25 protein-coding genes are annotated in these 24,647 nt (G+C 68.3%); 15 read left to right on the plus strand and 10 right to left on the minus strand.

Translation table 11 applies throughout. The features are described 5' to 3' along the window. Positions 1 to 517: 517 nt before the first annotated feature. Positions 518 to 1,792, plus strand: coding sequence for a UDP-N-acetylglucosamine 1-carboxyvinyltransferase (gene murA, locus MARKY_RS00290; RefSeq protein WP_013702870.1), 1,275 nt, complete (start codon positions 518 to 520; stop codon positions 1,790 to 1,792). Between the two features lie 69 nt (positions 1,793 to 1,861). Here murA and MARKY_RS12165 read toward each other — a convergent pair whose 3' ends face one another. The 3 genes from MARKY_RS12165 to MARKY_RS00305 are packed head-to-tail and all read right to left on the minus strand — an operon-like array spanning position 1,862 to position 4,768. After that, the gene (locus MARKY_RS12165; protein WP_013702871.1) at positions 1,862 to 3,175 is read right to left on the minus strand and encodes a hypothetical protein; all 1,314 of its coding nucleotides are present in this window, start codon (positions 3,173 to 3,175) and stop codon (positions 1,862 to 1,864) included. Between the two features lie 44 nt (positions 3,176 to 3,219). Next, positions 3,220 to 3,753: an inorganic diphosphatase gene (locus tag MARKY_RS00300; protein WP_013702872.1), complete on the minus strand. Its 534-nt coding sequence runs from the start codon at positions 3,751 to 3,753 to the stop codon at positions 3,220 to 3,222. A 31-nt stretch (positions 3,754 to 3,784) separates the two neighbouring features. Continuing rightward, complete coding sequence (locus MARKY_RS00305) at positions 3,785 to 4,768, minus strand: polyprenyl synthetase family protein (protein WP_013702873.1); 984 nt, start codon at positions 4,766 to 4,768, stop codon at positions 3,785 to 3,787. Positions 4,769 to 5,017: 249 nt separating this feature from the next. Between MARKY_RS00305 and MARKY_RS00310 the strand changes: the two genes are divergently transcribed. The 10 genes from MARKY_RS00310 (at position 5,018) to MARKY_RS00355 (ending at position 15,347) form a co-directional block, all read left to right on the plus strand. Continuing rightward, on the plus strand, positions 5,018 to 6,034 hold the full coding sequence (locus MARKY_RS00310) for an ABC transporter substrate-binding protein (protein WP_013702874.1): 1,017 nt from the start codon (positions 5,018 to 5,020) through the stop codon (positions 6,032 to 6,034). Between the two features lie 75 nt (positions 6,035 to 6,109). After that, positions 6,110 to 6,973, plus strand: a complete 864-nt coding sequence (locus MARKY_RS00315) for an ABC transporter permease (protein WP_013702875.1) — start codon at positions 6,110 to 6,112, stop codon at positions 6,971 to 6,973. Position 6,974: 1 nt separating this feature from the next. After that, positions 6,975 to 8,195 carry a quaternary amine ABC transporter ATP-binding protein gene (locus tag MARKY_RS00320; protein ID WP_013702876.1) on the plus strand — a complete coding sequence of 407 codons (1,221 nt, stop codon included), beginning with the start codon at positions 6,975 to 6,977 and terminating at the stop codon, positions 8,193 to 8,195. Positions 8,196 to 8,258: 63 nt separating this feature from the next. Next, positions 8,259 to 8,891 carry an NUDIX hydrolase gene (locus MARKY_RS00325; protein ID WP_013702877.1) on the plus strand — a complete coding sequence of 211 codons (633 nt, stop codon included), beginning with the start codon at positions 8,259 to 8,261 and terminating at the stop codon, positions 8,889 to 8,891. 37 nt (positions 8,892 to 8,928) lie between these two features. Further along, positions 8,929 to 9,807, plus strand: coding sequence for a phosphate/phosphite/phosphonate ABC transporter substrate-binding protein (locus MARKY_RS00330; RefSeq protein WP_013702878.1), 879 nt, complete (start codon positions 8,929 to 8,931; stop codon positions 9,805 to 9,807). Positions 9,808 to 9,862: 55 nt separating this feature from the next. Then, positions 9,863 to 10,612 carry a phosphonate ABC transporter ATP-binding protein gene (phnC, locus tag MARKY_RS00335; RefSeq protein WP_013702879.1) on the plus strand — a complete coding sequence of 250 codons (750 nt, stop codon included), beginning with the start codon at positions 9,863 to 9,865 and terminating at the stop codon, positions 10,610 to 10,612. Then, entirely contained in the window at positions 10,612 to 12,243 is a 1,632-nt protein-coding gene (phnE, locus tag MARKY_RS00340) for a phosphonate ABC transporter, permease protein PhnE (protein ID WP_013702880.1), read from the plus strand. The genes phnC and phnE overlap by 1 nt, the downstream gene beginning before the upstream one ends. Before the next feature lie 18 nt (positions 12,244 to 12,261). After that, positions 12,262 to 12,762, plus strand: a complete 501-nt coding sequence (locus tag MARKY_RS00345; RefSeq protein ID WP_013702881.1) for a MogA/MoaB family molybdenum cofactor biosynthesis protein — start codon at positions 12,262 to 12,264, stop codon at positions 12,760 to 12,762. Then, positions 12,755 to 13,918 carry an aminotransferase class I/II-fold pyridoxal phosphate-dependent enzyme gene (locus MARKY_RS00350; protein WP_013702882.1) on the plus strand — a complete coding sequence of 388 codons (1,164 nt, stop codon included), beginning with the start codon at positions 12,755 to 12,757 and terminating at the stop codon, positions 13,916 to 13,918. The genes MARKY_RS00345 and MARKY_RS00350 overlap by 8 nt, the downstream gene beginning before the upstream one ends. Before the next feature lie 361 nt (positions 13,919 to 14,279). Beyond that, on the plus strand, positions 14,280 to 15,347 hold the full coding sequence (locus MARKY_RS00355) for an extracellular solute-binding protein (protein WP_013702883.1): 1,068 nt from the start codon (positions 14,280 to 14,282) through the stop codon (positions 15,345 to 15,347). Between the two features lie 46 nt (positions 15,348 to 15,393). Here MARKY_RS00355 and moaA read toward each other — a convergent pair whose 3' ends face one another. Further along, the gene (moaA, locus tag MARKY_RS00360) at positions 15,394 to 16,371 is read right to left on the minus strand and encodes a GTP 3',8-cyclase MoaA (RefSeq protein ID WP_013702884.1); all 978 of its coding nucleotides are present in this window, start codon (positions 16,369 to 16,371) and stop codon (positions 15,394 to 15,396) included. A 143-nt stretch (positions 16,372 to 16,514) separates the two neighbouring features. Continuing rightward, on the minus strand, positions 16,515 to 17,696 hold the full coding sequence (locus MARKY_RS00365) for an acyl-CoA dehydrogenase family protein (RefSeq protein WP_013702885.1): 1,182 nt from the start codon (positions 17,694 to 17,696) through the stop codon (positions 16,515 to 16,517). A gap of 185 nt (positions 17,697 to 17,881) precedes the next feature. On the opposite strand from MARKY_RS00365, the gene MARKY_RS00370 reads away from it, so the two are divergent. Further along, on the plus strand, positions 17,882 to 18,253 hold the full coding sequence (locus MARKY_RS00370; protein WP_013702886.1) for a S1 RNA-binding domain-containing protein: 372 nt from the start codon (positions 17,882 to 17,884) through the stop codon (positions 18,251 to 18,253). Between the two features lie 51 nt (positions 18,254 to 18,304). Here MARKY_RS00370 and MARKY_RS00375 read toward each other — a convergent pair whose 3' ends face one another. The 3 genes from MARKY_RS00375 to MARKY_RS00385 all read right to left on the minus strand — a co-directional run bounded on the left by MARKY_RS00375 (position 18,305) and on the right by MARKY_RS00385 (position 20,983). Further along, positions 18,305 to 19,588 (minus strand): TolC family protein, encoded by a 1,284-nt coding sequence (locus tag MARKY_RS00375; RefSeq protein WP_013702887.1) that lies wholly within the window; start codon positions 19,586 to 19,588, stop codon positions 18,305 to 18,307. Between the two features lie 223 nt (positions 19,589 to 19,811). Continuing rightward, complete coding sequence (gene nrdR, locus MARKY_RS00380) at positions 19,812 to 20,276, minus strand: transcriptional regulator NrdR (protein WP_013702888.1); 465 nt, start codon at positions 20,274 to 20,276, stop codon at positions 19,812 to 19,814. Beyond that, a complete protein-coding gene (locus MARKY_RS00385) occupies positions 20,273 to 20,983 on the minus strand; it encodes an SDR family NAD(P)-dependent oxidoreductase (protein WP_148230381.1) in 711 nt (236 codons plus the stop codon). The genes nrdR and MARKY_RS00385 overlap by 4 nt, the downstream gene beginning before the upstream one ends. Before the next feature lie 68 nt (positions 20,984 to 21,051). On the opposite strand from MARKY_RS00385, the gene MARKY_RS00390 reads away from it, so the two are divergent. After that, entirely contained in the window at positions 21,052 to 21,861 is an 810-nt protein-coding gene (locus MARKY_RS00390; protein WP_013702890.1) for a DUF72 domain-containing protein, read from the plus strand. A gap of 72 nt (positions 21,862 to 21,933) precedes the next feature. After that, complete coding sequence (locus tag MARKY_RS11845) at positions 21,934 to 22,086, plus strand: hypothetical protein (RefSeq protein ID WP_013702891.1); 153 nt, start codon at positions 21,934 to 21,936, stop codon at positions 22,084 to 22,086. A 97-nt stretch (positions 22,087 to 22,183) separates the two neighbouring features. Here MARKY_RS11845 and MARKY_RS00395 read toward each other — a convergent pair whose 3' ends face one another. Beyond that, positions 22,184 to 22,792 carry a peptidylprolyl isomerase gene (locus MARKY_RS00395; protein WP_013702892.1) on the minus strand — a complete coding sequence of 203 codons (609 nt, stop codon included), beginning with the start codon at positions 22,790 to 22,792 and terminating at the stop codon, positions 22,184 to 22,186. A gap of 65 nt (positions 22,793 to 22,857) precedes the next feature. Here MARKY_RS00395 and MARKY_RS00400 point away from each other — a divergent pair, with 65 nt between their 5' ends. Next, positions 22,858 to 24,036 (plus strand): RNA-guided endonuclease InsQ/TnpB family protein, encoded by a 1,179-nt coding sequence (locus tag MARKY_RS00400; protein WP_013702893.1) that lies wholly within the window; start codon positions 22,858 to 22,860, stop codon positions 24,034 to 24,036. 25 nt (positions 24,037 to 24,061) lie between these two features. Here the strand turns inward: MARKY_RS00400 and dcd are convergent, their stop codons facing one another. Further along, entirely contained in the window at positions 24,062 to 24,613 is a 552-nt protein-coding gene (dcd, locus tag MARKY_RS00405; RefSeq protein ID WP_013702894.1) for a dCTP deaminase, read from the minus strand. Between the last annotated feature and the right edge of the window lie 34 nt (positions 24,614 to 24,647).

Consider the following 24,647-nt stretch of genomic DNA (forward strand, 5'->3'; position numbering starts at 1 on the left):
CCGCCCTCGGAGAAGACGGTTCTCCCGCTGAAGGAGCCGTTTGGCCCTGGCCCCCGCGGACCTGAGCCAGCGGAGGCGGGTGGGACGGGTGAGGGGGAAGCCCAGGTTCTTGGCGAGATCGTTTTGGACGCTTTCAGGGGCGCGATGGCTTGCGAGGATGAGGAAGTGCTCCTGGATGGAGATCGCGTACCAGCGGCTTCTAGGGCAGTCCTCCGGGTAGAGAGCTCGTTTCTGGCGCTTGCATTGGGCGCAGCGGATCCGTTTGACTCTGACTTCCTGGATGCCCCGAAAGGTGCGCAGCTTGCGTCTGCGGTAGCCCCCGCTCTCCTCACGGGTGGCTCCGCAGTGGGGACAGGGTACGATGGAGCTCGGGGAGTCCTCAGTCGGCTTCATGGCAGAACCAGACTAAGGGCTCCCCTCTTACTCAACCGAGTTTTTTACATGACCCAGTGGTAGGGTAGACTACAGTTAAGCATGATGTGTATCATGCTCAAGCGTATATAGGAGGCGGGTACAGGTGCAGCAGCCGTTGGTCATTCAGGGGGGAACGCCGCTTAACGGAGAACTCCGCGTCAACCCGGCGAAAAACGCCGCGCTTCCCATCCTCGTCGCGAGCCTCTTAACCCCGCACCCCGTCACCCTGCGCGAGGTGCCGCGCCTGAGGGACATCGAGGTGCTCCTCGACCTCCTGGCTCACCTCGGCACCCGTTACGCGTGGGAGGGACGCACGCTGCACCTACACACCCCGGAAATCGTCACGACCGACGCACCCTACGAGCTGGTCAGCAAGATGCGGGCCAGCTTCATCGTGTTGGGCGCGCTGTTGGCCCGCACGGGTGAGGGGCGGGTCTCGATGCCCGGCGGGTGCGCCTTTGGTCCCCGGCCCGTAGACCTGCACGTCAAGGCCCTGCGCACGCTCGGGGCCGAGGTCGTTGAGGAGAACGGCACCTTCACGGCCACCCGCACCCGTCCCCTCGCCGGACGGGTGATCTTCGACGTGCCCACCGTGGGCGGCACCGAACAGGTCCTTTTGGCCGCGGCGCTCGGCGACACGGACGTCACGATCGTGAACGCCGCCCAGGAGCCGGAGATCGAGGACCTGGCCCGGTTCCTCGAGATGCTCGGCGTTACGATCGAAGGGGCGGGCACTTCCGTGATCCACGTGCGCGGCGCGCGAGCCCTTCGGGGCGGCGTGTACAACGTGATCCCCGACCGCATCGAGGCCGGTACCTTCCTCCTCGCTGCCGCCGCCACGCGCGGCCGCCTCACCCTCACCCACGCCTACCCCCACCACCTCGACGCCCTCCTCGCCAAGCTTGCCGAGAGCGGGCATCGGATCGAGGCTGGGCGCGACTGGGTGCGCCTCGAGGCCACCCCCAATCCCCGCCCCTTCAACATCGAGGCGCGCGAGTACCCCGGCTTCCCCACCGACCTGCAGCCGCCCGTCACCGCGTACCTCGCGACCGTCGAGGGGGTCTCCCTCGTGACGGACCGCGTCTACCCCGACCGGTTCACGCACGTGGGCGAGCTCGCCCGCATGGGAGCGGAGCTGACCCTCAAAGACCGGGTGCTCGCCGTGCACGGGGGGCCGTTGCACGGCGCTGAGGTGAAGGCGTTCGACATCCGCGCGGGGGGTGCGCTCGTCATCGCCGCACTCGCCGCCGAAGGGGAGACCCGGATCGACGGGATGCGGCACGTGGTGCGCGGGTACGAAAACCTCGAGGCCCGCCTCCGGGCGGTCGGGGCGCGCGCGTACACCGACCGCGCGCCGCTCGAGGCGGTCGCGGACTAAGCCCGGCGTCCGAGACGCCCAGGCACAGAAAAGAACCCGATCCCCGCGGTGGGATCGGGACGTTGCTTTTTAGGGCAGCTCGAAGTACCGCCGCACCAACTCGCGCACCTCAGGCGGCAAGGGCGCGTTCTGGATGTACCCCTCCGCCCGCCGCCGCACCGCCTCCGGAGGGCGACCGCCCGCCCAGGGGCTCGGTAAGGGCTCGAGGCCTTCCGTGCCCTCCCGCCCGCCGAAGGCGAGGGGGGCTTCGGGCGCCGTGGAGGGCGGGGACGCCAGCTCAGGCCCAACCCCTTCCGGTTCGGGTAGGTCGGCGCTGCCTTGGGAGGGACCCCCGCCCTCCGCAGCGCGGCTCGAGGGGGCGTCCGCGGGCGGCGTGCCTTCCGAGGGTGTTGGGGCGGGGCGGGCCTCTCCGGCCTCCGGGGCCGGCGAGGCCTGGGCTCCTGGATCTTGAGGAGCGGGAGCGGCGGGGGGTTCCGAGGGGGGTTCGGACGCCGCGGGGGCCTCTGGAGCGCTGTCGGGGCGCTCCGCTTGGGGCGGGGCCTCCGCCGAGCTCGGGGCGGGCGCTTCGGGGGTGTTCTCGGGCCGGGCGGCCTGGGAGGCTTCGCCTTCGACCTCAGGGCGGGTGCGCGTCTCCGGCGGGGCCTCCTCCCCCCCTTCCGCCGCTTGGGGGGACGGAGCGTCTTGCGGCGCGGCCGCGGCTTCCGGGGAGGCTTCGGTAACTGCTTCCGCGGCCTCGGCGCCCTCCTCGGTCGGGGGGGTACCGCTTGCCTCGGCCTGGGCGGAGGGGCCTTCCTCGGATGGCGCGTCGGGGGGTTGGGCGGACGCGGGTTTCTCTTGGGCCTCTTGGGTCTCGGGGCGGGCTTCCTCGAGCGCCGGGGGGGCCTCCGCCTCGCTCTGCGTCTGGGGGGATGGGGTGGTCGGGAGGGGCTCGGGCTCGAGAGCGGCTGGGGGCGCGGGGGGTTCGGCCTCGGCGGTCGCGGCGGCCTCGGTCGGGGGCGCGGCGGGCGGGGCGGGCCAGGAGAGCGGCGCCACGTAGGCCGCGCCGAGGGCCAGCGCGAACGCCGCGAGCCACGGCCAGGGGAATCGGGGCGGCTGCGCGGCCCGCTCGGTTTGGCGGGCGGCCTCGAGCACCCGGGGGTACGCGGGGTGGTCCGGTGGGGTCTCGAGGGCCGTGCGGTAGGCCAGGCCGTGCCTCCGGTCGATCTCCGCGAGGGCCTGGGCTTCGAGCCGCCGCGTGGGGTAGGGGAGGGCGAGGAGGGCGAGGAGGAGCCAGCCCTTCCCGAACCACGCGGCGAGGGGCAGGCTCAAGGCGAGAAGGCCAAGCCCCAACACGAACCGCCGGCGCCACGCGAGGCGCGAGGCCCACACCCGGTGCAGCCGCATGCCTTTATGCTAGCCCGGGCGCGGGCCCCGCGAGGGAAGCTGGGTTACTGGCCGCGCTTGTAGCGCTCGTGACAGGCCTGGATCTCGGCGAGGGCGTCGGCGCGGCCCTTCCAGCCGGTGACCTTGACCCACTTGCCCTTGTGGCGCTCGAGGTCCTTGTAGGTCTCGAAGAAGTGCGCGATCTCGGTACGGGTGGCTTGGGGGACCTGCTCGAGGTCCTGGATCTCGTTGAAGCGCGGGTCCTCGGCGACCACGGCGAGCACCTTGCTGTCCGGACCCTTCTCGTCCTCCATCTCGATCAGGCCCACCACGCGCACCTCCACCAGCACCCCGGGCAGGAGGGGGTAGGTGGAGAGCACGATCCCGTCGAGGGGGTCCCCGTCCTCGGCGAGGGTTTGGGGAATGAACCCGTAGTCCCCCGGGTAGAACTGCGCGGAGGGCAGGACCCGGTCGAGCTTGACCATGCCGGTGGCCTCGTCGAACTCGTACTTGTTCGCCGAACCTTTCGGCACCTCGATCACCATGTGCACCACGTCGGGCGCCTGGTCTCCAATGGGTAGATCGTGCAGCTTCGCCATAGCCCCTTCAGTTTACCGCCCCGCTGGGGATCTAGGCCTCGCGCTCCACCAGGGCCTCGAGAAGCTCCAGCACGGTCCGGCCGGCCTCGGGGTCGGGGAGGGCGGTGAGGACAGGGGTGAGCGCCTCCAGGCCTTCCCGGGCGAGCCGGTGGGCCACCTCGCGGGCGTAGGCGACGGCGCCCGTGTGGCGGAGGCGCGCGTGGAGCCAGGCCAGTTCCGCGGGATCTTTTTCTGCAGGCGGGGTTTTGAGGAGAGCCTCGGCGCGCGCGCGTTCGGCGGGCGGGGCTGCGGCGAGGAAGCGCAGGAGGATCAGGGTGCGTTTGCCTTCCCGCAGGTCCCCCGCGATCTCCTTGCCGTACTTGTCGGGGTTGCCCTCGAGGTTCAGGACGTCGTCGATGATCTGGAAGGCCACGCCGAGTTGAAGCCCGGCGGGTTCGAAGGCGGGGTGTGGGGTGTGCCCCGCGACGAGCGCGCCGAGCTTGAGGGGGGCGACCGCCGTGTAGTACGCGGCTTTTTGGCGCACCATCTCCAGGTAGTCCTCCGGGCTGAGGTCAAACCGCTCCGCCTCGATCCAGGCGAGGTCCAGGTGCTGGCCGCGCGCGGTAGTCTCCACGAGGCGGGCGAACTCCTGAAGGACCGGGGTGGGGTAGGCGGCCTCGAGGAGGACCCGCCACATCACGGCGTGCAGCGCGTCCCCCGCGTTGAGGGCGAGGGGCACGCTATAGAGGCGGTGCAGGGTGGGGCGGCCGCGGCGCATCTCGGAGGCGTCCTCGATGTCGTCGTGGATCAAGACCCAGTTTTGGAAGAGCTCGAGGGCCGCCGCGGCGGGCAGGGCGCGTTCCGGGGGCGCGCCGTGGGCCTGGGCCGTGGCGAGGAGGAGCTGGCCGCGGAGGAGCTTGCCGCCCCGCTCGGGGTAGTCGCGGAGGAGCTGGGCGTACTGGGCGAGCTCGGGGCGGGGGGCGGCTTTGGGATCGGGCAGGCGCTCGAGGAGGTAGCGTCGGATGGCTTCACGCATCGCTTTGGATTGTATGCGATCGGGGGGCGGGGCGGTCCGGGAAGGGGTGGTATATTAAAGGGTGGCGCTTTGTGCTACGGCTGCGGGTGGCCCATGGGCGTAGCGACGACCTAGCGGGTTTGGCGAGGCGATACAAGGGTGTGGCCGTGGGCCTCCAAACGCCGGCACAAGTGCGCAGGCTTTTGTGCTGGTGTGATGCGGTTGGACTCCGTCTCGCCAAGGAGCCCGCTTGGTGAGGGAGGTTTTTGCATGAAGCGTGTACAGCTAGGTTTGATCGCGCTCGCGCTCACCCTGGGCGTGGCGTTCGCCCAGGTGCCTGAGTGCGAGCTGGACCGGCCCGTCGTGTTCGCTGGCCTGGACTGGGACAGCGCCCGGATCCACAACGCGATCGCCGCGTATATTCTGGAGCACGGCTACGGGTGCCAGACGGACAGCATCCCGGGCTCCACGATCCCTCTGGTACAGGGCCTGATCCGCGGGGACCTGGACGTGATGATGGAGGTCTGGGTGGATAATATTAAGGAGACCTGGGACAAGGCCCTGGCGACGGGCCGGGTGGTGGACCTCGGCGTGAACTTCCCGGATGCGATCCAGGGGTGGTTCGTGCCCCGCTATGTGATCGAGGGAGACCCGGAGCGCGGCATCGCGCCCATGGCGCCGGACCTGCGCTCGGTGCAGGACCTGCCCCGGTACAAGACGCTCTTCACCGACCCGGAAAGCCCGGATAAGGGGCGGTTCTATAACTGCATCCTGGGCTGGGCCTGCGAGGTGATCAACACCAAGAAGCTCGAGGCCTACGGCCTAAGCGACGACTACACCAACTTCCGCCCGGGGACCGGCGCGGCGCTTGCCGCGGCGATCGCGTCGGCGTACGAGCGGGGTAAGCCCATCCTGGCTTACTACTGGGGGCCGACCTGGGTGCTCGGCAAGTACGACCTCGTGATGCTGGAGGAACCGCCGTTCACCCAGGAGTGCTGGGACGAGCTGAACTCGGAGCGCCGGCCCCAGACGGCCTGCGCCTACCCGGTGATCAAGGTGACGGTCGGGGTGTCTAAGGACTTCGCCGACCAGGCGCCTACGCTGGTGGAGTTCCTCAAGCGCTACGAGACCTCGAACCAGCTGGTCAGCGAGCTCCTCGCCTTCATGCAGGACAACGACGCGGAGGTCGAGGAGGCCGCGATCCACTTCCTGAAGAACTACACCGACGTCTGGACGCAATGGGTTCCGGCCGAGGTAGCGGCGCGCGTGCAGGCGTCGCTGCCGTAGCGGTTCGAGCCTTCGGCATTGGGGGCTGGCTCGGGCGTGGCCAGGCCAGCCCCTTTGGGTTTCAAGGAGGTACGCATGGAGTTTCCGGAGTCGCTGCACCTACCCTTGGGTGACTGGGTGGATGCGTTCGTGAATTGGTTGGTCATCCAGTATGGGGACGCCTTCGAAGCGCTTTCCAACAGCCTGTTGTTCGTCCTGGTGCGCCTCGAGCGGTTTTTAGGGACGCTGCCCTGGTGGAGCGTAGTGCTCGTCGTGGCTCTGTTGGCGTGGCACGCGAGCCGGCGCTGGGTGCTGGCCGTGGGGCTTGCGGCCACCATGTTCCTGATCGGGGCGCTGGGGCTTTGGGACCTCGCGATTCAAACGCTCGCTTTGATGATCGTGGCCACCACGATCTCGGTCCTTATCGGGGTGCCTACCGGCATCCTGATGAGCCGCAGCGACCGGTTGCGCGCGTTTTTGCTGCCGCTTTTGGATGCGATGCAAACCATGCCGAGCTTCGTGTACCTGATCCCGGCCCTCATGCTGTTCGGGCTGGGGAAGGTCCCCGCGGTGTTCGCCACGGTGATCTACGCGGTGCCCCCGGCGATCCGCCTCACCGACCTGGGGATCCGGCTGGTGGACAAGGAGGTCCTCGAGGCTTCGGAGGCCTTCGGCGCGACCGCCCGGCAGAAGCTGTTAGGAGTGCAGCTGCCGCTCGCCTTGCCGAACATCATGGCGGGCATCAACCAAACCACGATGATGGCCCTTTCGATGGTGGTGATCGCTTCGATGATCGGGGCGCGGGGCTTGGGTGAGCAGGTCCTGCTCGGCATTCAGCGCCTGGACGTGGGGCAGGGTACCGAGGCCGGGGTCGCGATCGTGGCCTTGGCGATCGTGATGGACCGCATCACCCAGGCCTACGGGAAACGCACCGAGGTGTACCGGAAGGCGGGGGAGTGAGATGGCGAAGATCGAGGTGAGGCACCTGTACAAGATCTTCGGCCCGCGGCCCAAGGAGGTGCTCGCTCTGCTGAAAAAAGGGGTTGGGAAGGAGGAGGTCTACCGGAAGACCGGGCACACGGTGGGCCTGCACGACGTGAGCTTCTCCGTCGAGGCGGGGGAGACCTTCGTGGTGATGGGCCTATCCGGCTCGGGGAAGTCCACGCTGATCCGCTGCATCAACCGCCTGATCGAACCGACCGCAGGCGAGATCTTCATCGATGGGGTGGATGTGCTGGGGCTGCCCCAAAGTGAGCTGCTCGAGCTCAGGCGCAAGAAGGTCGCCATGGTCTTCCAGCGGTTCGCGCTCTTCCCGCACCGCACGGTGCTGCAAAACGCGGCGTACGGCCTGGAGGTGCAGGGGGTGCCGAAACGGGAGCGCGAGGAGCGCGCCGCGCACTGGCTCGAGGTGGTGGGGCTCGCGGGCTGGGAGCGCGCCTACCCGGCGCAGCTGTCCGGGGGGATGCAGCAGCGCGTGGGGCTGGCGCGGGCCTTGGCCACGGACCCGGAGATCCTGTTGATGGACGAGGCGTTTAGCGCGCTGGACCCCTTGATCCGCCGGGAGATGCAGGACGAGCTGATCCGGCTGCAAAGCCAGCTGAACAAGACGATCGTCTTTATTACGCACGACCTGGACGAGGCCTTGCGGCTTGGGGATCGCGTGGCCATCCTGAAGGACGGACGGGTGGTGCAGATCGGGGACCCGGAGGAGATCCTGACCGAGCCGGCGGACGCGTACGTGGAGGCGTTTGTACAGGACGTGAACCGCGCCCGGGTCTTGACCGCGCGTTCGGTAATGGTGCGCCCGCGCGTGGCGGTGGTGGAGCGGGACGGGCCTCGGGTAGCCCTCGAGATGATGCAGAAGGAGCAGGTCTCGAGCCTCTTCGTGATCGATAAGAACCGCCGGTACCTGGGGATCGTGACGGCGGATGACGTGGTCGCGGCGGTACGGCGGAAGGAGAAGTCCCTCAGGGGGTTGCTGCGGGATGCGCCGCCGCGGACCGATCCGGATACGGTCCTCGAGGAACTACTCCCGGTCGCAGCCCAAAGCCAGTGGCCGATCGCGGTGGTGGACGCGGAGGGGGTGTTCCTTGGGTGCGTGCCGCGCGTCGCGATCCTCGCGGCGCTGGCCGGGGAGGAGACGGACGCGCAAGCGCCCAACGCGTTGGCTTCAAAGGAATAGATTTGATATGGAAAGTTCCATGGCGGGGGTCCAAAAACCGGTTTGCGGGGAAGCGATTCCACCATGTACATTGGAAGCGTGGAAGCCTCTCCTCGCCTCGCGGTGGACGTCGTCGCTTTCAGCCTGATCAAAGGCGAGCTCTCCGTTCTGCTCGTCGAGCGTCGCCGCGCGCCTTACCTCGGGTACTGGGCCTTGCCCGGCCGGTTCGTCGGGCTTAAGGACGGCCTGGAGGCCGCCGCCCACCAGGCCCTCGAGGAAAAGGCCGGGGCTAGGGGGCTGCACCTCGAGCAGCTCCACGCCTTCGACCAGCCCGAACGCGACCCGCGAGGCCGGGTGATCACGATTGCCTTTTACGCCCTGCTGCCGCCGGGTGGCACGCCGGTCTCCCGGGGGGCGGGGTGGTTCAGCGTGAACGAGCTGCCGCCCTTGGCCTTCGACCACGGGGAGATCATCGCCTACGCCCACGCGCGGCTGAGGGACCAGCTGTTTGAAGCGCCGGTGGTGCGCTACCTGCTGCCGCGCACCTTCACCCTCTCCGAGCTGCAGGACGCCTACGAGGTCATCCTGGGGCGGCCGCTCGACCGGCGCAACTTCCGCAAGCGGGTCTTAAAGGACAAGACGCTCGAGCCGGTGGGCGAACGCCGTGGGGGGCCTGGCCGCCCCGCGGTGGTCTACCGCTTTTCCCGGGCAGGGTAGCGCGCTAGGCGCCCGCATGTGATAAGATTAGACCGCTATGAAAAAACTGCTTCTAGGGTTTCTAGCCGTGGCCGCCATGGGCCTTGCCGTCGCCCAGGCGCCCCTCAAGGTCCGGATCGGGTTTAACCCCACGCAGAACTCCGAACAGCTCCTCCCCGCGGCGCAGGCCATCGCGGACTACATCGAGGAGCAGTTCAAAGGCACGATCGAGGTCGAGGTCTTCGTGCCCACCGATTACCGCGGTCTGATCGAGGCCATGCGCGGCGGGAACCTGGAGTTCGCCTTCTTCCCGCCGGATGGGTACGTGATCGCGAGCCGGGAGGTGGGGGCCAAGGTCCTCCTGAAGTCGGTGCGCTTCGGCAACCCCTTCTACTGGGCGGCCATCGTGGTGCGCAAGGACTCGGGGATCACCTCCATCCAGGACCTCGAGGGCAAGACGATCGCCTGGGTGGACCCGAACTCGGCCTCCGGGTACGTCTTCCCCCGCGCGGCGCTGATGGCGCAAGGCATCGATCCGGACACCTTCTTCGACAAGCAGGTCTTTGCCGGGCGGCACGACGCCGCGGTGCGCGCGGTGCTGAACGGATCGGTGGACGCCGCGGCGGTCTTCGCGAACGACGACCAGAACAAGTCCGGGGCGTGGACGCAGTTCTTGAATGAGGAGGAAGCGAAGCAGCTTCACGCCATCTTCTACACCCGGCCGATCCCGGGGGATACCTTCAGCGTTGCGCCGCAGTTCGCCGAGAAGTACCCGAACCTGACCAAGGGCATCGCTGCGGCGATCCAGCGCTGCCGCGTGCCGGACTGCACCCTCTTGAAGGACCTGTACCGCATCGACTACATGGTGCCCGCGAGCGACGCGGACTACGACGTGGTGCGGGAGGCGCGCCGGCTGCTCGGCCTTGACCGGGAGTAACCCCACGCGCCCTGAGGCCCCCGGGGCTCCCGGGGGCTTTTAAGCTGAGGTCAGCATGATCGAGGTCAACCGCCTCACCAAGATCTTTCCCGACGGGACCCGCGCCCTCTCCGACGTAAGCGTCACCATCCCCGACGGGGATTTCGTTGCGATCATCGGGCTGAGCGGGGCTGGTAAGTCCACCTTCCTGCGTTGCCTGAACCGCCTTGTGGACCCCACGGAGGGCGAGGTTTGGGTCAACGGCGTGAACGTCGCTGCCCTGAAGGGGGCCGAGCTCCGGGCGTACCGGCGCACGGTCGGGTTCATCTTCCAGCAGTTCAACCTGGTCACGCGCCTGACCGTTCTGGACAACGTCCTGACCGGCCGGCTCGGGTACCACCCCACCTGGCGGGGGGTGCTCGGCCTGTACCGCGAACAGGACTACGCGATCGCCCGCACCTACATTCGCCGCGTGGGCCTGGCCGACAAGGAGAACACCCGCGTGGACCAGCTCTCCGGCGGGCAGCAGCAGCGCGTCGCGATCGCCCGGGCCATGGCTCAGGAACCCCAGCTCATCCTGGCCGACGAGCCCATGGCCAGCCTGGACCCCCGCCTCTCCGACGTCATTCTCGGCCTTTTGAAGGAGTACAACGAGGAGAAGGGCGTGACGGTCCTGGTCAATATTCACGTGCTCGAGCTTGCTCGGCGGTACGCGCGCCGCATCCTGGCCTTTAACAAGGGCCGGCTGGTCTTCGACGGGTCGGTAGAGGAGCTCACGCCCGAGCGGGCGAAGGAGATCTACGCGGGCAGTTTGGAGGCGTTGTGATGCTTTGGGTGTACGCGCTGTTCGGTGCCTTGATCGGAGGGGTGAGCGGTCTCGCGCACGGTTCGATGCGCCGCTTGATCGTCGGGGCGAGCGCGGCGGTGCTGCTCGTGTTTGCAGCCTTCCCGTTTAGCGAGGCGGTGGGGTTCCTCAGCCGGGACGCGGTGAAGCCCACCCCGCTCGGGCTGGTGCCGGTCTTTCCCGCGTTCCTGCTCCTCCCGGTGCTGGCGGGGCTTGTGCTCCTGCTCGCGCCCCGGGGCGGCCGGGTAGCGGGCTGGGGCGCGGTGGGGAGCGGCCTGGCCCTCCTCGCCGTCGGCGGAGCCTGGCACGCGCAGGGACCGCTCCTCGCTGAGCTGCGGCCCATCTACGGCCTGATGGAGGCCGTGGTGGGCGGCGCGGTGCTCGGGGTGGGGGTGCTCCTAGGCCTCCTGGTCCCAGCGTACCGCAAGGCCTTCCTCGCGGGCGGCCTGGTGTTAGGTGGGGCGGTGTTCTTCTGGTTCGCCTCCCCCCAGGGGCACACCTACTTCCCGCAGACCGCGGGGTACTACAAGCTCCTCCGGCCGGTTCCTCCCGAGACGGAGGCTGTGCTCATCGAAACGTACAATGCGGAGCTCGACCAGGTGAACGCGATCCGCGCGGAGCTGGGCCTGCCCTTGCTCGAGCCCATCACCTCGCTGACCGCGATCGCCGAGGGGCGCATCCCCAAGGAGGTGGCCGAACAGGGGTTCCGCTTGGTGCAGCCGGGCACGGCCCGTTACGGCAGCGTGCTGTTCTTCCTGATGGCGGGCTTGATGCTGAGCGCGGGCGCGATGCTCGTGTGGAACCCGCGCCTTCAAGAGCCGGAGGATTTGCAGGGGGGGTTGATCCTCGCGGGGGCGGTGGGGGCGTTGACCCCCGCGTTTAGCGCGACGGAGTTCAGCTTCAAGAAGCTCGTAGAGGGCTGGCCGTTTTTGGTGAACTTCCTCGACCTGGCCTGGCCGCCCCTGTTGGCGCGGGTGGACTCCGAGCCCAAGATCTACCCCCTGCAGGAGGTCGCGAGCCAGATGGCGATCACGCTGGAGATCGCGCTGGTGGGCACCTTCCTCGCAGCGGTCGTGGCCCTCCCCACCTCGTTTTTAGCGGCGCGCAACCTGACCCAAGGCAACCCCTTCATGCGCGTCATCTTCTTCCTGATGCGGGCCTTCTACAACATTGACCGCGGCGTGGACACCCTGATCCTCGCGCTCGTCTTCGTGGCGGCGGTGGGGCTTGGGCCCGCGGCGGGGGTGCTCGCGATGGCCATCCACTCCATCGCGGACCTGGGGAAGCTGTACTCGGAGGCGATCGAGAACGTGGACCGCGGGCCGATCGAGGCTCTGGAGTCGGTCGGGGCTTCAGGGGCGAGCGTGGTGCGCTGGGCGATCCTGCCGCAGGTGATGCCGCTGTTCGTGGCCTACACCCTGTACCGCTTCGAGATCAACTTCCGCGTCTCGATCGTGCTGGGCCTCGTGGGGGCGGGCGGCATCGGGTTTTTCATCCAGGAGAAGATGGCGAGCGGCCAGTACAACCAGCTGATCATCGCGATCATCGCGATCGTGATCGTGGTGAACGTGATCGACTTCGCCTCCTCCTGGCTGCGCAGCCGGCTCGTGTAGCGGTAGAGTGAGGACAAGATGGCCATCCGCGTAGGGATCCTGACCGTTTCCGACCGCAGCGCCCGCGGCGAGCGCGAGGACCGGACCCACCTGGCCCTGAGGGAACTCCTCGGGGCTGGGCCTTACGAGGTCGTCGCGTACGAGGTCGTTCCGGACGAACCCGCCCAGATCCGGCGGGTGCTTCGCCTCTGGGCCGACCGCGACGGTCTCGAGCTCATCCTCACCAACGGCGGGACCGGCCTCGGTCCCCGGGACCACACCCCCGAGGCGACCCGGGAGGTGATCGAGAAGGAGGTGCCGGGCCTGGCCGAACTCATGCGCCTCGTGGGGTTGCGCTCGACGCCCATGGCGGCCCTGTCCCGCGCCGTCGCGGGCGTGCGGGGGCGGAGCCTGATCGTGAACCTGCCCGGCAGCCCCAAGGGCGCGCGCGAGTCGCTCGCCGCGGTGCTGCCCGCGATCCCCCACGCGATCGAGGTCCTCACGGGCCGCCGCATCGAGGGAGGCGCCGCGCATGAATAGGTGGACCTCCCGACGCGCGCGGGCGTTGCCGGAGTCCGTGTTCTTGCGGATGGACCGCGCCAAGCGGGAGGCGCGGCAGGCGGGACGCGCGATCATCGACCTCTCGATCGGCTCCTCGGACCTTTCCCCGCCCCCGGAGGCTCTAGCGGCCCTCAAGGCGGCGGTGGACGACCCCGAGACCTACGGGTACTGCCTGCGTTCGGGGACCCGGCCCTTCCTCGAGGCCGCCACCCGCTGGTACGCCCGCCGTTTTGGGCGCGCGCTGGACCCCGAGACCCAGGCCCTGGCCTTGATCGGCAGCCAGGAGGGGCTCGCGCACCTCCTCCTCGCGGTGGCGGACCCGGGGGACGTGCTGCTCGTGCCAGAGGTTGCCTACCCCAGTTACTGGGGCGCGGCGGCCTTGGCGGGCCTCGAGGTCTGGCCCATCCCCTTGCGGGCGGACTACCTCGCGGATCTCGAGGCCGTGCCGGGGGAGGTGGCGCGGCGGGCGCGGGTCTTGCTGCTCAACTACCCCAACAACCCCACCGCGGCCCTCGCGGACCGCGCGTACTGGGAGGCGGCCCTCGAGTTCGCGGCGCGGTACGACCTGCTCTTGGTGCACGACAACCCCTACGTGGACCTGGTCTTCGAGGGGGAGGCGTTGAGCCCCCTCACGCTGGACGGGGCGCTCGAGCGGACCGTGGAGCTGTTTAGCTTCTCGAAGTCCTATCATCTCGCGGGGTTCCGCTTGGGGTTTGCCCTGGGGAACCGGGAGGCGCTCGCGGCGCTGGAGGCGGTGAAGGCCCCGATCGACTTCAACCAGTACCTGGGGATTCAGCGGATGGGGATCGCGGCGCTCGAGCTGCCCGAAGCGCGGGTGCGGCGGGACGTGGAGGTGTTTCGCGCGCGGCGGGACGCGTTGGTGGAGGCCTTAGCCGCGGCTGGGTGGACGGTGCCCCGGCCGCGAGCCGGGATGTACCTCTGGGCGCGGCTGCCGCACACCGAGGACGACCTGGGGTTTTGCGTGGAGCTCGTGCGGCAAACGGGTGTGGCCCTCGCGCCGGGGCGGGCATTCGGGCCTGGGGGGCGGGGGCACGTGCGGTTCGCGCTGGTGCAGCCGCCCGAGGTGCTTCGGGAGGCGGCGGCGCGCGTGGCCGCGGCGGTGGTGGGCGGGTAGGCCCTTCGGGACGCGGGCGCAGGGGGGTCGTGTCGCCTCCCCCTCGGCCAACGCCGGGGGGGCACGCGCTTGAGGTGACGCCCCAGGACAAGGTCCGGCGGGGCCTTGCAGTCCGCTCCTTAGGCCCGTTGGGATGCCCGAGGGCCGGGCCCGCTTCGCGTTCGAGGCCTAGCGCCTGGCTGGGCTTTCCTGCCCTTTCCCGCTGGGTCCGGGGGGGGCGCAGGCTTACGGGCGGCGTGGCTTGGCGGGAGCGGTGCAACTGAGAACGATAACGGATACTAAAATAATATAATCCGATCAGATTGCTTGACTTTTTGGGGGGCTCCCGGTAACCTCATCCTTGGATGGAGGTGCGTAGGTGATGAAGCGCTGGTTTTCGGTTCTGCTAACGGGTATCCTCGCGGCCTCGGCCTTCTCGTACGCGGCCGAGGAGCTGGTCGTGTACTCGGGGCGTTCCGAGGTTCTCGTCGAGCCCCTGGTGGAGCGCTTTGAGGCCCAGACCGGCATCCGCGTCAAGGTCCGGTACGGACGGGACGCCGAGCTGCTCGCCACGCTCGCTGAGGAGGGCGCGCGCAGCCCCGCGGACCTGTTCTGGGCCAACACCGCCGGGGCGCTTGGCGCGGCCGTGAACGAAGGGCTTTTGGCCCCCCTGCCCGAGGAGCTGCTGGCGTTGCCCGAGGCCTTCACCCCCTCGAGCGGCCGGTGGGTGCCCCTCACCGCCCGGTTCCGCGTGCTGGCCTACAACCCCGAGGTCCTCTCGGCCGAGGCGCTGCCCGAGTCCGTGATGGACCTGCCCAAGCGCACGGAGCTCGCCGGTCGGATCGGGTGGACGCCGAACTACTCGAGCTTCCAGGACTTCATCACCGCGATGCGCCACCTCTACGGTCCGGAAGCAACCCTCAAGTGGCTCGAGGGCATGAAGGCGCTTCGCCCCAAGGCCTACGCCTCGAACAGCGCCATGCTCGAGGACCTGGTCGCGGGGGAGATCGACGTGGCCCTCACGAACCACTACTACATCCTGCGCCTCAAGCACGGGGTTGAGGAGGGCGAGTTCGAGGGGCCTGAGGAAGAGGAAGAAGAGGAGAAGCGTGAGGAGGAAGGCGCGGGCGAACCGGGTCTGCCCCTGGCCACCCATTACTTCGCGTCGGGCGACGTGGGCAACCTGGCCCTGGTCACCGGAATCGGGGTGTTGAAGACCGCGAAGCACGAGGCGGCCGCCCTGGAGTTCATCCGCTTCCTCCTCTCCGAGGAGGCCCAGGCGTACGCCGCGGAGGAGGTCGGGGAGTACCCGGTGGTCGCTAGCGTGAGCCTGCCCGGCTTCATGCTGCCCCAGGACAAGGCCCTCGAGCTCTCCCCGGCGTTCGACTTCGAGCAGCTCCGCGACCTGGAGGAGACGCTGGACCTGTTGCGGGAAGCGGACCTGCTGTAACCGCGGGCCCTCCCTTTGCCCCGCCCGAGCTTGGGCGGGGTGTTTGTTATCCGCCGATGCCCAGCATCGTGCGCTCGCGCATGGTAGGGAGGGTGTTTCCGAACGCGGGCTTTTTCCCCGCAGCCATCAGGATCGCGTCCACCAGCGCCTCAACCGGCTGTTCGGCCTCGAAGGCCCAAGCGATGTCCAGCTCGAGGTCCGTGAGGAGGCAGGGACGGAGCTTGCGGTCCGCGGTGAGGCGCAGCCGCGAGCAGTTCGCGCAGAAGGGTTCGGTGACCGGGTTGATAAACCCCACCGTCCCCACGGCCCCAGGAATCCGGTAGACCCGGGCTGGGGCGGTGGGGTCGGTCGGGACGGGCTCGAGGGGCCCGAAGGCCGCCTCGATCCGCGCGCGGGTTTCTTTTCCGGGGACGAACTGGGCGCGGTAGGTCTCGAAGGGCGCGTTGGAGAGGTGCATGTACTCGATGAACCGGACGTGGAGGGGGCGCTCGAGGGAAAGGGCGGCGAGGGGCAGGATCTCGCCGTCGTTCAAGCTGCGGATGACCACGGCGTTGAGTTTAACGGGGTGCAGCTCGAGCTCGAGGGCGAGCTCGACCGCATCCCAGGTGCGTTTGAAGTCGCCACCGCGGGTGATGCGGCGGAAGACCTCGGGGGTGACGGCGTCGAGGGAGATGTTAAGGCGGCCGAGGCCCGCGGCGAGGAGCTCCTTGTGCCGCCGGCGGAAGAGGGTGCCGTTCGTGGTGACGGCGACGTCCGTGATGCCGGGGGTGTTGCGGGCGGCCTCGATCATCTGGGGAAGCTCCTTGCGTACGAGCGGCTCCCCGCCCGTGAAGCGCACGGCCTCGAGGCCGAGGAGGGCGGCAGCCTTGAGGAAGTGCCGCACGTCCTCGGTGGTGACGGTGCCGGGGGGGTCGCTCACCTCCAGGCCCTGGGGGTGGCAGTAGAGGCAGTGCAGGTTGCAGCGGGGGGTGACCGAGATCCGCAGGTCCTTGAGTAGGCGGCCGTGGGTGTCGCGTAGTTTCATGCGAGAACCCCTCGAGTGGGTATGGATGATCTTACGCTAAGCCGTTCGTCCCAATCGCAGACTACCCTACAGACACGAGAGGAATGTCCCTACGAACCAAAAGCCGGCCCCTTGGGGCCGGCCTCGGGTGTAGGGAGGAGGGATTAGCGGAACCGCGCCAGGAGGTTCCGGCTGATCACGATCTTGAGGATCTCGCTGGTGCCCTCGCCGATCCGCATCAGGCGGGCGTCGCGCCAGTAGCGCTCCACAGGGTATTCCTTGATGTACCCGTACCCCCCCAGGATCTGAATGGCCTCGTCGCAGGCCTTGACCGCGACCTCGGAAGCGAAGAGCTTGGCCTGCGCGGCCTCCATGGTGAAGGGCTTGCCCGCGTCCTTGAGCTCGGCGGCCTTGAGGTAGAGGAGGCGGGCGGCCTCGAGGGCGGTGGCCATCTCAGCGAGCTTGAAACTCACGCCTTGGAACTCGGCAATGGGCTTGCCGAACTGCTCGCGTTCCAGGGCGTACTTCGCGGCGAACTCGAGGGCGGCCCGGCCCAGCCCGACGCTGAGGGCGGCGATGCCGATACGGCCGCCGTCGAGGACCCGGAGCACGTCGTAGAAGCCTTTGCCCCGCTCGCCCACGAGGGCGTCCTTGGGAAGCTTGAGGTCCTCGAAGACGAGTTGGGCGGTGTCGGAGCTCGTGAGTCCGAGCTTCTCCTCCTTACGCCCGATCTTGAGGCCGGGGGTGCCGGCGGGGAAGACGAAGGCGGAGATCCCCAGGTGCTTCTTGCCTTCGGGGGCGGGGTCGGTGCGCGCGTTGATCACGTATACGCCGGCCACGGACCCTTGGGTGATGAACTGCTTCGTTCCGTTGAGAACCCAGCCGTCCGCGGTCTCCTCGGCCCGGGTGCGCATCCCGGCGGCGTCCGATCCGGAGCCGGGCTCGGTAAGACCCCAGGCGCCCAAGGCTTCGCCGGAGGCGAGCTTGGGCAGGTACGCCTGCTTCTGCTGTTCGTTGGCCGCGAGGAGGAGGTGACCGATGCACAGGGAGTTGTGGCTCGCGACGGTCAGGCCGAGGGAGCCGTCCACCGCGCCGATCTCCTCCACGATGCGGGCGAAGACGCGGGTGGATAGGCCGGCCCCGCCGTACTGTTCGGGTACCTGGGCGCCCATGACGCCGAGCTGGCCCAACTCGCGCACGATCTCGTGGGGGAAGGTGCCGGTACGGTCGCGTTCGGCCGCGCCGGGTTCGACCCGGTCCTTGAGGTACTCGCGTACGGCCCCAATGATCTGGCGTTCTTCGGGGTTCAGTTCGAACCAAAGCTCACGGCTGCGTTCGGTCAACATCGCGGTGCCTCCTCACCTAAATATATCACTTTTGCTGCGACGAGAGGTGAAAGCGTTATATATTGGGGTGCGCCGCGCGGGCCGGACGGGTGTGCTATAGTAAAACCATCGTGAGCGCTACAACTCCGAACCCCACGCCACGCTTTGGTTTCGCGAGGGCGCGCTCGCTGTGGAGGAAACGCTGAATGAAGGTTGAAGCTGGCAGCATTGTAGAGGGCCGCGTTACGCGGATCATGGACTTTGGTGCGTTCGTCGAGCTCCCCAACGGGGAGTCCGGCCTCGTGCACATCTCGGAGATCGCGCACGAGTTCGTCAAGAACGTGCACGACTACCTGACCGAGGGCCAGACGGTCCAGGTCTTCGTGCTGGGCCGGGATCACAAGGGGCGGCTGGACCTCTCCATAAAAGAGCTCCTCCCCAAGCCCGTGGAGCCCCCCAAGCCCCGCCGCCTGCCCCGCCAAGCACCGGAGTTTGAGAACAAGCTCAAAAGCTTCATGCGCGGAAGCGGCGGCGACTTCGGCGGCAAGCGCAAGGGCCGAGGACGCAAAAAACGCTAAGCATCCCCGCGCCGCTCGGCGCGGGGACCCCTGGTGCATAGCGCCCAAAGCCTACGGGAGGCGTTCGGCAACCCGCCACTCGGCGTCGGCGAGCTTCAGGACGTCCTTCACCCGACGCAAGTACGTCTGCCAGGCGCGTGCTACGTCCCGCTCGCGTTCTGCCAGGCTTCGCTTCGCGCGCAGGAAATCGCGCTCCGCCAGGGTGCCCCCCTCGAAGCGCGTCTGGGCTTCCGCCACGCTCAGCCGCGTGATCTCCAGGTTCTCCAGCGCGAGCTCGAGGCCCCGCCAGGCGAGCTCTGCGCCCGCGCGGGCCTGCTCGAGCGCGCGGGCGGTGGCCTCTTGCGTGCGTTCCAGCTCGATCCGGGCGAGCTCCACCCCCACCGCGGCCCGTTCCGGGGCGAGATAGGCTCCGCGCGAGAGGGGGATCTCCAGGCTGAGCGACACCGACCAGCCGGTCGCGTCCGGACGGTGCTCCGGATCCCGAAGCGTGACGCCCACTCCCAGCGAGGGGCGCCCATCCCGGATCTGAGCAGACGCCCCCAACTCCACCGCGTCTTCCAGCGCCACGCCCACTCCGAGCCTAGGGTTCGGTGCGAGGCCTAACCGCGCCTTCAAAAGCCCGGCCTCTGCCTCCTTCAACCGGTGCTTCGCCTCCACTACGCCGGGCGGCGCGGGGGCGTCCGCGGGCAGCTCGAAGCGCAACACCCGCGCCTCCGCGGGGCCGGTGAGGCCCAGGCGCTCCGCGGCCGCACGGGCATCCGCCAGCGCCTGCTCGGCCTGCGCCACCTCGAGCTCGGTGATCTTCACCTCGAGCCGCGCCGCGCGCAGGTTGAGTTCCGGCGTGCCCTCACGCCGCTCGAGCTCCGCGAGGCGCAACCGGGCCTCCTCCAGCCGAACCCGGGCGCGCTCGAGCTCGGTCTGGGTGCGCCACAGGTTCGCGTGGGCCTCGAGCGCCGCCGCGATGCCCTCGCGTAGGGCGGTCCGCCACGTGCGCTGGGCGCGTGCGAGGTCGCGCTCGGCGCGGCTTAGCCGAATGGGGTCGAGTTCCCATCCCGCTTCGAGGTCCAGCCGGTACTCGGGGGGTAGGCCGCTTTGGGCGAGGTCCTGGTTCAGGTTGGTGCTGGCTTTGAGCTTTCCGCTCAGGCCCAGCCGGGTCTCCATGAGGTCGCCTTCCAACAGGCGGATCTGTTGCTCGAGGAGGTCCAGGTTGGGGGGGCGGTACTCGAGGGCTTCTTCCGGGCCGAACGCGAACGCGGCGCTCCAGAGGAGGAGGCTGCCCATGCCTAGGGCGCGCGCGAGCGTTTGCTGACTCCAGTGGCGGCGGTGCATGTTCATGGGGTACCTCCAATATTATAGTGCTTCCACCTTAATATAAGTATTTGCCGTGACCTGCGCGTTATTCGCTCGAGGGGCGCGGCACGCGAACGCGCTTTAAGGGTGTTACCCGTACTCCAAGGAGGGGGAACACCAGCAACGAGGCGTTAACGCGAGCGGTAACAAACGCAGGTTTCGGCAGGGGGGTAGGGGAAAACCGTAGGAGAGGGCCGGACTGCTGCCGTCAGGCCTCCTCTTCCGGTTCCGGTCCGCGCGCGAGCGAACGGATCTCCTCGATGAACCGCTCGACCGAGTCGAACTCCCGATACACGGAAGCGAAACGGATGTAGGCCACCTCGTCCAGCTCGCGCAGGAACGCCATCGCCCGTAGACCGATCTCCTCCGCGGTGATCGTCGGGCCTTCCACCGTGTCCTCGAAACTGTACGCGAACCGCTTCAACCGCTCCGGGTCCACCGGTCGTTTTTCGCACGCGAGCAACAGCCCCCGCAGCAGCTTGTCCGGATTGAAGGCCTCCCGGCGGCCCGAGCGCTTGATCACCATGAGGGGCTCGAGCTGCGGGCGCTCGTAGGTGGTGAAGCGCCGCCCGCAGGCGCCGCACTCGCGCCGCCTACGGATCGCGAGTCCCTCGTCCGAAGGACGGGAATCCACCACCCGGGTGTCGTTCGCACTGCAGTACGGGCACTTCATGGCAGGTCGCTCAACAGGTCAAACAACTCCGGCGGCTGGGGCGGTTCGGACAGCTTGACCGGCACCACCTCGCCGCGCACCCCTTCGGAGACCATCGAGCCCAGCCCCAGCACCGCACGCACCAACGCTTGGTCGTGCTCGTCCCCCGCTGGGTCGCGGTTCGGGAGAACGGCGTTCACGCGCACCGTGTCGGGGAAAACCGCTGTCGCGCCGTCGATCAGCCCCCGGACCGCGCCGCGGATCGAGGCCACGTGCGGCTCCATTCGTTCTGCCGGTGGGAGGACCATCACGACGAATCCCCCGCCCGCCAGGTATTTCAGACCGTGCTGCAGCATGTACAGGCTGGACTTGACGTCCGCATTGAGGAGCTCGTACCACTCGCTCTCCTGCAGCTCGAGGAACGGGGTCTTGCTTTCGGCGGCGGTCACGTGAACGATCCCGTCCAGCATGCCGAAGAGCTCCTCCACCTTCTCGAACGTTCCCGCGACATCCAGCGCGACCGACATGTCTCCACGAATGGGAATGGCCGTGGTGCCGAGCGTTTCCACCTCGGAGGCGACCGCGGTGGCGAGCTCCACGTCCGGGTCCACCGCGATGACCGTCGCACCGTTCCGGCCGTACGCCTTGGCGATCGAGCGACCGTACCCCCGGCCCGCTCCGGTGACCATAACGATACGTCCTGATAGGCCCAACAGGTCCCGTGACATCACGATCATTGTACGGGATAAAGCCGGCGGGGCTTCGCCCCCGGCGGAGGCAGGGTATCCTGGGGGCGGTGGAAGTATACCTGGGCACCGGCGGATACGCGAACGACGACTGGATCGGGCCGTTGTACCCGCCCGGCACGAAACCCGCGGCGTACCTCTCGATCTACGCGCGGCACTTCAACGCGGTCGAGTTGAACGCGAGCTTCTACGCGATCCCCGGCGTGAAGGCCTTCGAGGGCATGCTGCGCCGCAGCGAGGGGCGCGTGCGCTTCGCGGTGAAGCTCCACCGCTCCATGACGCACGAACGCACCGCGACCGACGAAACGTACCGGCGCTTGTTTGAGTCCGTTCGCCCCCTCGCCGAAGCGGGCGTGCTGGGGCCGTTTCTCGCCCAGTTCCCGTACGCCTTCCACCGCACTCCGGAGAACCGGCGGTACCTCCTGGACCTGGTGGAACGCTTCGAGGGGTACCGGCTCGCGGTGGAGTTCCGGCACGCCTCCTGGGACCGAGAAGCGGTACGGGCCGCGTTCCGGGAACGCGGCCTCATCTGGGTGGCGAACGACTACCCGCCCTTAAAAGGCCTGCCCAAGCCCGTGCTTTACGTGACCGCGGAGGCGGCGTACCTTCGGTTTCACGGGCGCAACACCCGCACGTGGTGGGAGGGGAAGACCCAGGCCGAGCGGCATGACTACCTCTACACCCCGGACGAGCTCGCCCCCTGGGTCCGCGCCCTCACCGAACAGCAAGAAACGATACGCGAGGCTTGGCTCATCTTCAACAACACCACGAACGGCCACGCCCTCCGGAACCTCGCCATGATGAAGGCGCTCCTGGAGGCCGCGGGCCTCGAGGCCCCCATCGATCCCCCGCGGCCGTAAGTGTTCCTCCACACCGAATTCAAGGGGTGGAGGCGTGCTACGCTGGAGGTACCTGGCCAAAGGGGGATGAGCATGCAAGGGTTATTCGCTCGGTCCATTTGGTTGTTCGCATTCTTGGGCGTGCTGGGGTTTTTCCTGGGTATTGCCGACGGTGAGGTGGACCTCCTCGACCTCGCCTCGCTTATGTCCACCGCCCTTGGCAAGTACGGTCGTTTGGGTGCGTAACTCCCCCCGGCACGCGCCCCGGGCTTCGCGGTTAAAGGCTGCGGGGGGCGTGTGCCAACCGTTGAAGCGCCCCCGCCACGCGGCGGGGGCTTTCGGGTTAGGGAACCTTGGGGCGGGTCAGGATGCGGACCGTGAGGATCCGGTCCCACCGCGCGCGCGGCGTGCGGTCCGTGGGCTGGAGCCGCTCGAGGACCTCCATGCCCTCCACGACCCGGCCGAAGATCGTGTACTGCCCCGTGAGGTGAGGGGCGGGGCCGTAGGTGATGAAGAACTGGCTGCCGTTCGAGTTCGGATCCGCGGTGCGCGCCATGCCTACCACGCCCGCTCGGTCGAAGGCCAAGTCCGGCGCGATCTCCAAGCCAAAACTGTACCCCGGACCGCCCGTCCCGGTCCCGGTCGGGTCCCCCGTCTGCGCCACGAACCCCGGGATTACCCGGTGCCACACGACCCCTTCGAAGTACCGGTGGAGCGCGAGGAAGACGAACGAGTTCACCGTGTTCGGAGCGGCGTCCTCCAGGAGGTCGATCCGCACCGTGCCTTGGGTGGTCTCGAGCTCCGCGTAGTAGTCCCACCGCGTCCGGTCGATCACCGCTTCGGGCGCCGTAAAGGCGCGCACGGGCTCCGGGGACAGGTACTCCAAGGGTTGCATATCGTCTCCTTTGCAGGCCACCAGGGCCAGGGCGAGCCACACAAGCCGGGCCTTCATAGAAAACGGGCGCAGGAGACCGTCGGCTTTAGCCGACGGAGGAATGCGCCCTCACCTCCTTTTGCATGATACGCTATAGTGGTTTCGTGCAGACCCTCACGGTGCGTTGCACCCTGAAGCCCGCCCTTGAACAGGCCGAGGCCCTGGAGGCCACAGTCCAGCTCTTCATGGAGGGGTGCAATTACGCCCTGAGGGTGGCCAAGGAGCGAGGGGAGTTCCGCCGTTTCCGACTCCACCACCTGGTCTACAAGGACCTCCGGGCGATGGGGCTCAGCGCGAACCTCGCCGTGCAGGCCATCGCCCGGGTCGGCAGGAAAAAGGGCAGCCGGGCCAAGTTCTACCAGCCCACCTCCGTGGCCTACGACCAGCGCACCCTGTCCCTGCGCATGGCTGACGAGACCGTCTCCCTGACCACGGTCAAAGGCCGGCTTCGCATCCCCCTTAAGCTCGGCAACTACCAGCGCCACCTCCTGCGCAAAGCCAAGAGCGTCCAGGGGGGCGTCCTTACGAAGGGCCCCAAGGGGAAGTGGTACATCCACCTCACCCTGCGGGTGGAAACCCCCGAGCCTCCTGGCGGAGGGGGCCGGGTGGTGGGCGTGGACCTGGGGCAGAAGGCCCTCGCCACCCTCTCCGCGGGGCACCGGTTTTCGGGCGGGCGCCTGAAGAGCGTGAGGCTGCGCTACCTCCAGAAGCGGGCCGAGGTCCGGAGTAAACTGGACCGCCCTTCCGAACGCACCAGGGGCCTGAAGCGCCTTTGGGCACGGCTTTCCGGTCGGGAGGCCCGCTTCGTAAATAGCGCCCTGCACGCCCTCACCCGGCGCATCGTAGACCTGCTGGAACCCGGCGACATCCTCGCCCTGGAGCACCTCACGGGGCTCAGGGGGAGGACCTCCAAGCGAGGGAGGAAGGGGCGTCACCTGCACAACCTCTGGCCCTACGGGAGACTTCGCTTCCTCCTTGAGTACAAGGCCCGGCTTAAGGGGGTGCGAGTGGTCTACGTGGACCCCAGGCACACCAGCCGGGAATGCCCGCGCTGCGGTCACGTTTCCAAGGTAAACCGCCGAAGCCAAGCCCTTTTCCGCTGCGAGGCTTGCGGGTTCCAGCACAACGCGGACTGGGTGGCGAGCGTGAACATCGCCCGGAGGGCGTTGGCCCAAGGAGCGGGCTCCGCGGGCCCGGGCCACGGTCAGCTGGCCCTGGTGCTGGGGCATCGCCTTAAGCATCTTCACCTCCCGGCAAGCTGACGGCTTTAGCCGTCAGTAGCTGACCCTAGATCCGGGGGAGGGTCACGCCGGTCTGGCCCTGGTACTTGCCCTTGCGGTCCCGGTAGGTGACCTCTGGGCGCTCCCCCTCGAAGAACAGAATCTGCACGATGCCCTCCCCGGCGTAGACCTTGGCGGGCAGGGGGGTGGTGTTGGAGATTTCGAGGGTCACGTGCCCCTCCCAGCCGGGCTCGAGGGGGGTGACGTTCGCGACCAGCCCGACGCGGGCGTACGTGCTCTTGCCCACGGCGATGCCGATGACGTTCTCGGGCATGCGGATGTACTCGATGGAGCGGGTGAGGACGAAGGAGTTCGGCGGGATGATGACCTCGTCCCCCTCGTGCTCCACGAAGCTCTTGGGGTCGAAGCGCTTGGGGTCGAGCACGGGCCCCCAGACGTTGGTGAAGATTTTCCACTCGGGCGCGGCGCGGAGGTCGTACCCGAAGGAGGAGAGGCCGTAACTCACCACGCCTTCGCGCACCAGGCGTTCCTCGAACGGCTCGATCATGCCGTGCTCCAACGCCATCTTGCGGATCCACGAGTCGGGCTTGATGCTCATGAACCCCACTATATTCGAGGCGGGCGCTCGAGGA

The organism is Marinithermus hydrothermalis DSM 14884 (assembly GCF_000195335.1).
GTDB lineage: Bacteria > Deinococcota > Deinococci > Deinococcales > Marinithermaceae > Marinithermus > Marinithermus hydrothermalis.

What these genes read in the sequence shown, in the direction of transcription:
- MARKY_RS12165 (WP_013702871.1), bottom strand. Translation starts at nt 3,175, where the DNA reads ATGCGGCTGCACCGGGTGTGGGCCTCGCGCCTCGCGTGGCGCCGGCGG.
- MARKY_RS00300 (WP_013702872.1), bottom strand. Translation starts at nt 3,753, where the DNA reads ATGGCGAAGCTGCACGATCTACCCATTGGAGACCAGGCGCCCGACGTG.
- MARKY_RS00305 (WP_013702873.1), bottom strand. Translation starts at nt 4,768, where the DNA reads ATGCGTGAAGCCATCCGACGCTACCTCCTCGAGCGCCTGCCCGATCCC.
- MARKY_RS00310 (WP_013702874.1), top strand. Translation starts at nt 5,018, where the DNA reads ATGAAGCGTGTACAGCTAGGTTTGATCGCGCTCGCGCTCACCCTGGGC.
- MARKY_RS00315 (WP_013702875.1), top strand. Translation starts at nt 6,110, where the DNA reads ATGGAGTTTCCGGAGTCGCTGCACCTACCCTTGGGTGACTGGGTGGAT.
- MARKY_RS00320 (WP_013702876.1), top strand. Translation starts at nt 6,975, where the DNA reads ATGGCGAAGATCGAGGTGAGGCACCTGTACAAGATCTTCGGCCCGCGG.
- MARKY_RS00325 (WP_013702877.1), top strand. Translation starts at nt 8,259, where the DNA reads ATGTACATTGGAAGCGTGGAAGCCTCTCCTCGCCTCGCGGTGGACGTC.
- MARKY_RS00330 (WP_013702878.1), top strand. Translation starts at nt 8,929, where the DNA reads ATGAAAAAACTGCTTCTAGGGTTTCTAGCCGTGGCCGCCATGGGCCTT.
- phnC (WP_013702879.1), top strand. Translation starts at nt 9,863, where the DNA reads ATGATCGAGGTCAACCGCCTCACCAAGATCTTTCCCGACGGGACCCGC.
- phnE (WP_013702880.1), top strand. Translation starts at nt 10,612, where the DNA reads ATGCTTTGGGTGTACGCGCTGTTCGGTGCCTTGATCGGAGGGGTGAGC.
- MARKY_RS00345 (WP_013702881.1), top strand. Translation starts at nt 12,262, where the DNA reads ATGGCCATCCGCGTAGGGATCCTGACCGTTTCCGACCGCAGCGCCCGC.
- MARKY_RS00350 (WP_013702882.1), top strand. Translation starts at nt 12,755, where the DNA reads ATGAATAGGTGGACCTCCCGACGCGCGCGGGCGTTGCCGGAGTCCGTG.
- MARKY_RS00355 (WP_013702883.1), top strand. Translation starts at nt 14,280, where the DNA reads ATGAAGCGCTGGTTTTCGGTTCTGCTAACGGGTATCCTCGCGGCCTCG.
- moaA (WP_013702884.1), bottom strand. Translation starts at nt 16,371, where the DNA reads ATGAAACTACGCGACACCCACGGCCGCCTACTCAAGGACCTGCGGATC.
- MARKY_RS00365 (WP_013702885.1), bottom strand. Translation starts at nt 17,696, where the DNA reads ATGTTGACCGAACGCAGCCGTGAGCTTTGGTTCGAACTGAACCCCGAA.
- MARKY_RS00370 (WP_013702886.1), top strand. Translation starts at nt 17,882, where the DNA reads ATGAAGGTTGAAGCTGGCAGCATTGTAGAGGGCCGCGTTACGCGGATC.
- MARKY_RS00375 (WP_013702887.1), bottom strand. Translation starts at nt 19,588, where the DNA reads ATGAACATGCACCGCCGCCACTGGAGTCAGCAAACGCTCGCGCGCGCC.
- nrdR (WP_013702888.1), bottom strand. Translation starts at nt 20,276, where the DNA reads ATGAAGTGCCCGTACTGCAGTGCGAACGACACCCGGGTGGTGGATTCC.
- MARKY_RS00385 (WP_148230381.1), bottom strand. Translation starts at nt 20,983, where the DNA reads ATGTCACGGGACCTGTTGGGCCTATCAGGACGTATCGTTATGGTCACC.
- MARKY_RS11845 (WP_013702891.1), top strand. Translation starts at nt 21,934, where the DNA reads ATGCAAGGGTTATTCGCTCGGTCCATTTGGTTGTTCGCATTCTTGGGC.
- MARKY_RS00395 (WP_013702892.1), bottom strand. Translation starts at nt 22,792, where the DNA reads ATGAAGGCCCGGCTTGTGTGGCTCGCCCTGGCCCTGGTGGCCTGCAAA.
- MARKY_RS00400 (WP_013702893.1), top strand. Translation starts at nt 22,858, where the DNA reads ATGATACGCTATAGTGGTTTCGTGCAGACCCTCACGGTGCGTTGCACC.
- dcd (WP_013702894.1), bottom strand. Translation starts at nt 24,613, where the DNA reads ATGAGCATCAAGCCCGACTCGTGGATCCGCAAGATGGCGTTGGAGCAC.